Raw genomic sequence first — 5,251 nt, 5'->3', positions numbered from 1 at the left:
CGCGAATGTACCCATAAAGCACAGAGGAGGAATGTGAGGCGAGGCACGTGGAGATGTACTCGTCATCTAAAATAACTTGCTTATCTGCTCGCACTTCAATCACACGAGCGATAGGCAAGCAGATCCAGCCTTCTAGATCCTCAAAGTCGAACTTAAAAGAGAACCGTAGCCGGCCAGTTTCCATCTGGACGCTGGCATCGCTTCCAGTAATTGCATCGCGCGCCTCGGATTCATGCACCACATAGCGCGCAGCGGTTTCTTGCACACCTGGATATTCATATTCGTAGGCACCAGGTTGGCGAATGGGCAATGCAAGATAGATGACCGAATTTTTTACGCTTTCAGGAACTGGAATAGACGCAGGGGCGTCACATTCCTGTGGCATCTTGAAAGGCGTGCCGTCTGGCATCAAACCACTGGCAAAATTGAGTGCAAACTGGCCCAGTTTGAGGGCTTCCTGATTGATTTTCAGCTCTGTGTGGCCCCAGGGGTGAGGGCGAATGCTTGAGATCGTGTCACTGACCAGCTGTTCCAGATAGCGATCATGCTGCTGAAAGTGCTGCGGCTGTAGAAACAGACCTTCTGACCAGACAACTTTGTTATGAGTGGTCATTAATAGAACCATCCTTCTTTTACTGTCTTGTCGGGCTGCAGAGTAATTTCAAGCTTGCTCAAATACGCAATGAGGCTCGATGGCTGATTGTTTGGAACCATAATCACCGAACTCCATGTTCCTGTATCCACTTTCCGAAAGGCACCGAGCACAGCGACAAATGCCACGCTGGGGTCAACCTTGACTGCTACCTTCATGATCTTGTCGGGAGCTATGAAAACTTCCTTCATAGCAAGCAGGTTTTTGCCCAGAACCTGGTCTCCTTTTTCAAACAAAGTGAAAAAGTCATGAGTTTTAAACTCGGCATCAGACGTAAGGTAAAAGATCTTCACCTGAACAGGCGTCGACATCCCATCTGCGTTCTGGTTCAACTCCTTGTCTGCGATGACTGTCGTCGTGATCATGACAGGCATCGGCATCTCGGCGGAGCAGGAGGCCAGACCGATACTCAAAAGCAAAATGTACGCAATGCGTTTGATGTGGCTAATCGTCATTTGGTTTACGAGCTTTGTTCTGAATGTCTTTTTTCGGGGCTACATCCCAGTCCTCAGGAATGGTCTGGTGATGCGTTCTGGGCAATTTAAATGAATCGGATTCCGTGCGGTTGTGATCCCACGCACTTGCACCTTCTTCGCTTGAGATGCCGCTTTCACTTTCAAACGGTACTGAGCTGGAATATTTGTATCCTTCAAATCCATAACTAACTGGCGGAATAGGTTCTTTCCCAGCGCTGGCAGGGTAGGAGTCCAGTGTTTCAGTCGCCTTTCTGAGAATAGATTCTGGAGATTCCAGTGGGTCATTCAGAACCTCAGAAAGTTCGTCTTCAGGGGTAACGATCTGGTCATCGACCCAGTCGTCATCCTCCATGTCGAGTTCTTTAGGAAGAAGATTTGCAAGTGGATCAGGGTTCTCAGGTTCTGCAAGAAAGTCATCCACTTTCAGACGGGCATCAGCATCTTCTGGCAACATTTGTGCGCTGATGTAATAGTTTCCGATTCTGATAACATCGCCATCCTGAAGGCCACAGGCCTCACCGTTGGGAACTGGTTCGTCCCAATCATTAACAAAGGTTCCATTGGAGCTGGTATCGACGACGCGGTAGGCCCCGTCGTTCCACTCAACGACACAATGACGGCGTGAAAGCTGGTTTGCAGGATCGGGAAGAATCCAATCCGCACTGCTTCCACGTCCAATGACGCAGCGTTCCTGTCGCAGTATGCGCGTGCATTTTCCTGTGTCGACCAACTCATGCCCCTTGGTCAAAATGAGTACTAAAACCATGCTCGTGTTATCAGTCATATCCTCAGCCCCCGATTAAAACTGTGGGCCAGCCAAGGATGATGGTGCCGCCGTGAGCAGTGACATCCAGCATACGCGCCGCCGGCAATCCGGCGATCAAAGTGGTGACACTGCCTTTCATAATTGTATCTGGAGGCCCAACACAAACGCACATGTCAGTCATGCGCGCCGCTGGTAAGTTTCCGATCAAAACCGTCGGTGCTCCAAGAGATATCGGGCCTCCTACGTGAGGAACGATACCGGTCACCATTGGACAGACGTGCATGTCTGTCATGCGTGCTGCTGGGAAACTCATAGGGCCTCTATTTCATTATCTGCGAGTGCTCGTCCTAACTTGTAAGCTTTGACTAAGAACTCTTCAGGGTCCTCCACGTTACTGTCGTATACAGACAAAACTATAGATGACCCTACGGCAATACTAGTTAGGTTTTCTGGGGGTGGTGCAGGGTCAAATTCAGGAGATCCCATACTACCGCCACTCCAACCAGCCGCTGCCGCGGCAAGAGAAGCGGCGCTTTTATATCCTCCGTCATCAGCAATTTTCATTGCTGCACGGCGCAGGTCTTCTTCGGGTTTACGGACCCAGTCTTCGGCGGCTTTCAGCGCTATTTCGTCTTCATCGGGTGGTTGACTGCCTTCCGGAAAGGTAGCTCTGCTGACTTGACTGGCCCACCACACTGCGCGTGGTTTACTCAGGGCGTGAGCGAGAACCTTAATGGCGTCAGACATGAGCTCCGCTTCTGCCAAGGTATCCACAACTTCGATAGAAGGCTTCTGTCCCTCTATCAATGGTACTGCTTCATTTCCAAGTTCTAAAGGTCTCTTTTCCAGTAGATCCTTGTAGGAGTTGAGGAGCAGTGTAGTATTTGTCACGCTATTTTCCATAATGCGCCTCAGTTAATCTTGACGAGAGCACCTTGTACCGTCGTGATGCCAGCACCCTTTAAGGTGGTCAATGTCCCGTCAACGGTCGCCTGAACATCACCCTTCACGGTCACCATCAAGCCTTTCAACTCAGCCTGAGCGGCTTCAAGTTTGAGCGAGCTGGGGCCAGCGGTGAGGGTGATGGACATGGGATCCATTTTGATCGAGCTGCCACCACAGGTGAGCTCAATGGCTTGGGTTCCGGAGACTTTCACTGACCCTGCAGATGCGTCCACTTTCACATCGCCGGTTTGCGAGGTCACACCGATGTCTTTCATGGCTTCAACAGTCTGCGCACCTTGCTTCATGGAGATGCTCTGGTCACCGCTCTCAACTGTAATAGTGTGATTGCCAGACTTGACTGAGAGGGCATCGTCTTTTTCGACAGTTGTGGTTCGGCCACCGGTCTTGATTGTGTAGGTCTCGTCACCCTGATCAACCGTCAGATTGCGATTGTTATAGACCTCGATTGTCTGGTCACCATCTTCTTGCTTGTCGAAACCAATCTTGACGGTTTCATTGTTTTTAACGGTGCGCTCGTAGTCCTTCTCAGCTGTGAGCTGAACGAGTTCCTCATCTTTCTTGTCTTCAAACAAGAACTCGTTGTTCCCGCCGCCTTCCTTGGATGTCTCGCTCTTAAGCGTAGACTTTGTGGCTTCACCGGGCAGGTCATAAGGAACAGTCTGCTCTCCATTGTAAACGCTGCCCACAACAATAGGTCGGTCGGGATCACCATCTAAGAAATCAACGAGTACTTCCTGCCCAACACGGGGAATGTGGAGACCGCCCCAACCTTTACCTGCCCACATTTGCGCGACACGCACCCAGCAAGAAGATTTATCATCGTTCTGTCCGTCACGATCCCAATGGAACTGCACTTTGATCCGGCCATACTCATCGGTCCAGATCTCTTCACCATCCGCGCCAGTAACAACTGCGGACTGCAACCCGTTCATATTAGGCCAGGGTGTAGTAGAGGCTTTACGGTATTGAACGCTGGAATCGACCGCCTCAATCTCATAGGTGATTGCGTCATAAAATTCCTGCTCTTCATCGCGCGCAAACTCGATGGAGACCTCACAGATCGCCTTCGTGATCAGGTATTCTTTTTCCTGACTTGGGTCGTCTGAAAACTGATCCAATTTGAAAAGGTATCCGGGTCGCAATCCACGGACGTTGCCGCGCGCATATACCTTGGCGTAAGCCGCACTGGCTTCTTCAACGCGCACCTTGGCTCGCTTTTCACCTACACTGACTTCCTCGTAATGGCCTGGATACATATACCGGGTGCGGCCAGAAAGTTGGTGGGACTTCTTTTCGCTAGCATTAGCTTTCAAATCACTCGTGGGCTTAGTGAAATCATAGTCATTGATTTCAACTTCATCCGTCTGGATTTCTTCATTGTGTCGCCAATCCCAAAAGTGATCAGCTCCGCGACGGAAATGGTCTTCCTCAGAATAGAAGGGAAGGCTGGACTCGCCTTTGATGTCTTCATGAGCGCTATAGGAATCTGCCAATACCATCGTGTGTTGGCCATCCTCATGCTCAAAGTAATAATAGATCCCTTCCTGCTCCATCAGGCGGCAGATAAAGTTAAAATCGGTTTCTTGAAACTGCGCGCAATAGGGCCGAGGATCATAACTGTCACTCAGCTTGTTTTTGAAGTCGGTAAAACCTGCTTCCTGAAAGACTTCCTTCAAGATATCTGGCGTCGACTTTTCCTGAAAAATCCGGCAGTTGCTGGTAAGGGTCAAAAACCAAAGCCACGGGCGTACAATAAGCCGGTAAGTTGAATAGCCATGATCTTGTCCCGTATAGATGGCCTTGGTTACAAACCCATTCAGATACTGGTCAGAAGACAGGCTTGTGCCGGACACTTTTTTCATTTCAAGCGTAAGCGTCTGCCCAAGCATCTTATCAAGGCTCAGGTCATGCTCGAATGATCGGCAATCTACGACCATTTCGTAGAGCTCACTCATTTCGCTGGTCATCTTCATCTTCCAAAGGTGGAAACTGTCATCTCCACCATCGAAGCTGATCGTGAACAGCCGATTTTCAGTTACTTTGCTCGCACACATTCCAGGACCTGCCTATTTCTAAAACGTTTCTCGTTCGGTCTCAGGCGTTGAAGCTGTCTGAGGTCAGTTTGCGATTGTCTCGTTCCATCCGTTCAACAATGCTGGGATTGAGGATCCAGGGCATGGAGCCCCCGGTATTCTCCCAATTCACCAGAACCTCATCCCAGGTTTTGACGGATTTGATGAGCACGGGGAAGCTGAGTGGCTCTTTGCCAAACAGAATCTGGTCAAGGTAAGCGGCGCCGCGAACAAGATAATAGTTGCCGCCGTACTCCATGACGTAAATCTCAGGTACTTCTTCTATCTCAATGAGTTCGGCCATTTGAAACTCCATTAT

At 49.9% G+C, this 5,251-nt stretch carries 7 protein-coding genes; all 7 read right to left on the bottom strand.

The genetic code is table 11. The features are described from left to right. On the bottom strand, positions 1-613 hold a 613-nt coding region (tssK, locus tag PPL9_RS33725), incomplete at its 3' end, for a type VI secretion system baseplate subunit TssK (protein ID WP_208989621.1). Further along, the gene (gene tssJ, locus PPL9_RS25165) at positions 613-1,107 is read right to left on the bottom strand and encodes a type VI secretion system lipoprotein TssJ (protein WP_082597106.1); all 495 of its coding nucleotides are present in this window, start codon (positions 1,105-1,107) and stop codon (positions 613-615) included. The genes tssK and tssJ, both read right to left, overlap by 1 nt. Then, positions 1,097-1,912, bottom strand: coding sequence for an FHA domain-containing protein (locus PPL9_RS25160; RefSeq protein WP_208989620.1), 816 nt, complete (start codon positions 1,910-1,912; stop codon positions 1,097-1,099). The genes tssJ and PPL9_RS25160 overlap by 11 nt, the downstream gene beginning before the upstream one ends. Positions 1,913-1,916: 4 nt before the next feature. Beyond that, positions 1,917-2,207 (bottom strand): PAAR domain-containing protein, encoded by a 291-nt coding sequence (locus PPL9_RS25155; protein WP_057465268.1) that lies wholly within the window; start codon positions 2,205-2,207, stop codon positions 1,917-1,919. Then, positions 2,204-2,785 (bottom strand): hypothetical protein, encoded by a 582-nt coding sequence (locus PPL9_RS25150; protein WP_208989619.1) that lies wholly within the window; start codon positions 2,783-2,785, stop codon positions 2,204-2,206. The genes PPL9_RS25155 and PPL9_RS25150 overlap by 4 nt, the downstream gene beginning before the upstream one ends. Before the next feature lie 20 nt (positions 2,786-2,805). Continuing rightward, positions 2,806-4,914 carry a type VI secretion system tip protein TssI/VgrG gene (gene tssI / locus PPL9_RS25145; RefSeq protein ID WP_057465266.1) on the bottom strand — a complete coding sequence of 703 codons (2,109 nt, stop codon included), beginning with the start codon at positions 4,912-4,914 and terminating at the stop codon, positions 2,806-2,808. Between the two features lie 40 nt (positions 4,915-4,954). Then, a partial coding sequence (locus PPL9_RS25140) for a hypothetical protein (RefSeq protein WP_208989618.1) occupies positions 4,955-5,251 on the bottom strand: 297 nt, incomplete at its 5' end.

Origin of the sequence: Pseudovibrio sp. POLY-S9 (genome assembly GCF_001431305.1) — a bacterium.
In the GTDB taxonomy this organism is placed as follows: Bacteria; Pseudomonadota; Alphaproteobacteria; order Rhizobiales; family Stappiaceae; genus Pseudovibrio.
The sequence above is the reverse complement of the archived record's forward strand: the minus strand, read 5'-3'. Positions and strand labels throughout refer to the sequence as shown.

What these genes read in the sequence shown, in the direction of transcription:
- PPL9_RS25160 (WP_208989620.1), bottom strand. Translation starts at nt 1,912, where the DNA reads ATGACTGATAACACGAGCATGGTTTTAGTACTCATTTTGACCAAGGGG.
- tssI (WP_057465266.1), bottom strand. Translation starts at nt 4,914, where the DNA reads ATGTGTGCGAGCAAAGTAACTGAAAATCGGCTGTTCACGATCAGCTTC.
- PPL9_RS25155 (WP_057465268.1), bottom strand. Translation starts at nt 2,207, where the DNA reads ATGAGTTTCCCAGCAGCACGCATGACAGACATGCACGTCTGTCCAATG.
- tssJ (WP_082597106.1), bottom strand. Translation starts at nt 1,107, where the DNA reads ATGACGATTAGCCACATCAAACGCATTGCGTACATTTTGCTTTTGAGT.